This is a genomic window from Vibrio sp. M260118 (genome assembly GCF_036533755.1).
Classification (GTDB): Bacteria; Pseudomonadota; Gammaproteobacteria; order Enterobacterales; family Vibrionaceae; genus Vibrio.
Genome location: NZ_JATABG010000411.1, coordinates 1 through 2,916 on the forward strand (window position 1 = coordinate 1; position 2,916 = coordinate 2,916).

Here is a 2,916-nt window from a genome sequence, read left to right on the forward strand (position 1 = left end):
AGATTTTTGGCCCGGTGATGTCGGTTCTCAAATTTAGTGACGAGCAAGAGGTGATTAAACGTGCCAATGACACCGACTATGGTCTTGCGGCAGGTGTTTTCACACAAAATGTTTCTCGCGCACATCGTGTTATTCACCAGTTACAGGCGGGAATTTGTTGGGTGAATACCTGGGGGGACTCACCAGCGCAAATGCCTGTTGGTGGCTATAAGTTATCAGGCATTGGTCGCGAGAATGGTCCAGAAACGCTGCAACATTACACCCAAACTAAGAGCATTTTAATTGAACTGGGTGGTTACCCAAGCCCTTACGCTTAGTTTCAGACACGGAGAAGAAAATGAATCAAAACTACGACTACATCATCGTGGGAGCAGGATCTGCGGGTTGTGTCTTGGCGGATCGATTGAGCGAAAGCGGTGAGCACAAGGTTCTGTTACTAGAGGCTGGTGGCACTGACAAGAGCATATTTATCCAAATGCCAACAGCTTTGTCTTACCCAATGAATACTGAGCGTTATGCATGGCAATTTGAAACTGACAACGAGATAGGATTGGACAACCGTAAGCTGCATTGTCCTCGGGGTAAGGTGCTTGGTGGCAGCTCATCTATAAATGGCATGGTGTACGTTCGAGGGCATGCTTGCGACTTCGATGAGTGGGAGCAGCATGGCGCCAAAGGGTGGAACTATCAAGCCTGCTTACCTTATTTCAAGCGCACTGAATCGTGGGTAGGTGGTCAAGACCAATACCGAGGCGATTTAGGGCCATTAGGGACTTGCGCCGGCAACGAGATGCAGCTCAACCCTCTTTATCAAGCCTTTATCGACGCAGGTAAAGAGGCGGGTTACCCAGAGACTGAAGATTATAACGGCTATCAGCAAGAAGGCTTTGGCCCGATGCATATGACGGTAGATAAAGGTGTGCGAGCCTCAACGTCTAACGCTTACTTAAGGCGTGCATTAAAGCGCTCAAACCTGACGCTGATCAAGGGTGTGGTGGCGAGAAAGGTTCTCCTTGAATCGGGCACTGCTATCGGCGTTGAGTTTGAAAAATCAGGCACAATCAAGCAGTGTTTCGCGAGTAAAGAGGTTATCTCTAGTGCTGGTTCTATTGGTTCTCCCCAGTTGTTGCAACTATCAGGAATTGGCCCTCAATCAGTCCTTGAGCAAGCGGGTGTTCCTGTCGAGCATGATTTGCCTGGCGTCGGTCAAAACCTTCAAGACCATTTGGAAGTCTATTTTCAGTACCACTGCACACAACCGATCACACTCAATAGTAAATTGGGATTGGTGAGTAAAGCTAAGATTGGAACAGAGTGGATTCTGACTCGCAAAGGTTTAGGGGCTACAAACCATTTTGAGTCTTGTGCATTCATTCGTTCGCGCGAAGGGGTTAAATGGCCGAATATCCAGTATCACTTTTTACCAGCGGCGATGAGATACGATGGTAAAGCCGCTTTTAATGGGCATGGTTTCCAAGTTCATGTCGGGCCAAATAAACCCGAGAGTCGTGGTTCCATCCAGATTGTATCGGCCGACCCAAACGAGCAGCCACATATTCAGTTCAACTATATTTCGACAGCCCAAGATCGTCAGGATTGGCGCGATTGCATCCGCCTAACTCGTGAGATCCTACAACAACCAGCAATGGATCAGTTCCGTGGGGAAGAGATTCAGCCAGGGCAGAGTATTACCAGCGACGAGGACATTGATGAGTGGGTAAGGCGTAATGTGGAAAGTGCTTACCATCCATCATGCAGTTGCAAAATGGGTGCTGATGACGACCCATTGGCAGTATTAGATGAAGAGTGCCGAGTTCGCGGTATAGCAGGGCTGAGAGTCGTTGACTCGTCAATATTCCCGACTATTCCGAATGGAAACTTAAATGCCCCAACCATCATGGTCGCTGAACGAGCTGCCGATATGATTTTGGGAGCGCAACTATTACAAGCTGGGCACGCACCAGTTTGGATTGAGCCTGAATGGCAACAGAAACAAAGAACAAATAAACCAAAAAGGGCTGTGTAATCAGCTCATAAAGTCAGTAATCATTACAAGGAAAAAAACATGTCTATGATGACAAAAACACTCGCTACGTTAGCCGTTAGTGCACTTGCTACTAACGCTTATGCTACTCAATGTGAAACCGTTAAATTTGCCGATGTCGGTTGGACTGATATTACGGCAACAACCGCCGTGACTTCTGAGCTACTAAAAGGCATGGGTTACAAAACAGAGACGGATTTGCTGTCAGTGCCCGTGACTTACTCTTCAATGGCGAACGGTGATATCGATATCTTCCTTGGCAACTGGATGCCAACCATGGAGGGAGATATCGCTAAGTATCGTGAGGCCGGCAGTGTTGAAACGGTTCGCGCAAATCTTGAAGGGGCTAAGTATACATTGGCGGTTCCGAAGTATGTCTATGATGCCGGAGTAAAAAGCTTTGCAGACCTAGTAAAACACGCTGATAAGTTTAAAGACAAAATCTACGGTATTGAGCCAGGTAATGATGGTAACCGCTTGATTCAGTCGATGATCGACAACGATGCGTTTGGCCTTAAAGACTTTAGCTTAGTTGAGTCTAGTGAAGCGGGAATGGTTTCGCAGGTTTCACGTGCTGTGCGCAGAAACCAGTGGATTGTTTATTTAGGCTGGGCGCCTCACCCAATGAACAGCAATGTTGATATGGCTTACCTTTCTGGCGGTGATGATTACTTCGGTCCCAACTATGGCGGCGCAAATGTGTATACCAATGTGCGCGCGAATTACTTATCTGAGTGTAAAAACGTCGGGCAGATGCTCAAAAATCTTGAGTTCAGCTTAGAGATGGAAAACGAATTAATGGAAGCGATTCTTAATCAGAATATGAAACCTTCCAAAGCCGCTCAACAGTGGTTACAAGCAAATCCGCAGCA

Annotated in this window: 3 protein-coding genes; all 3 read left to right on the forward strand. The window is 47.2% G+C overall.

What is annotated here, in order from left to right; translation table 11 throughout:
- Positions 1-317, forward strand: a 317-nt coding sequence (locus QTO00_RS17610) for an aldehyde dehydrogenase family protein (protein ID WP_331425933.1), incomplete at its 5' end; no start/stop codon positions are given.
- Positions 318-337: 20 nt separating this feature from the next.
- Positions 338-2,026, forward strand: a complete 1,689-nt coding sequence (gene betA / locus QTO00_RS17615) for a choline dehydrogenase (protein WP_331425934.1) — start codon at positions 338-340, stop codon at positions 2,024-2,026.
- A 39-nt stretch (positions 2,027-2,065) separates the two neighbouring features.
- On the forward strand, positions 2,066-2,916 hold an 851-nt coding region (locus QTO00_RS17620), incomplete at its 3' end, for a choline ABC transporter substrate-binding protein (RefSeq protein ID WP_331425935.1).